We start from the raw sequence: 368 nt of genomic DNA, 5'->3' as shown, positions 1-368 counted from the left end.
ATCGCCAGGCTTTAATTTCGACTTTGTCTATTCAATAGACAAGTCACCATAGAGTTCTAAGTTTTCTTAGTGTTTTATGTTGACTTTCAAAGTAGAAAGCGTATTATACGCGTCCTGCTTAAGTGCTAAGGCACTGAAAGCAAAGCTCTTTAACAATTTAAACCTATCAATCTGTGTGGGCACTCGTTGATGAATATCAAAACGTTTTATCGTTAGATAAAACAGATTCTTCGGAATCAAAATTGATTTCAATGAACTGAGTGACCAATACGTTTAACTACTTGTAGTTATTCGGCACAGTCAATTCATTATCATTCTGTTGGAATGGTAATAGCTTTAAAATTACACAGTAGTTTTGAAGTCAGTAT

This window comes from Vibrio sp. 10N.261.46.A3 (assembly GCF_041472995.1).
Classification (GTDB): domain Bacteria; phylum Pseudomonadota; class Gammaproteobacteria; order Enterobacterales; family Vibrionaceae; genus Vibrio; species Vibrio coralliirubri.
Note: the sequence above shows the minus strand (reverse complement) of the source record.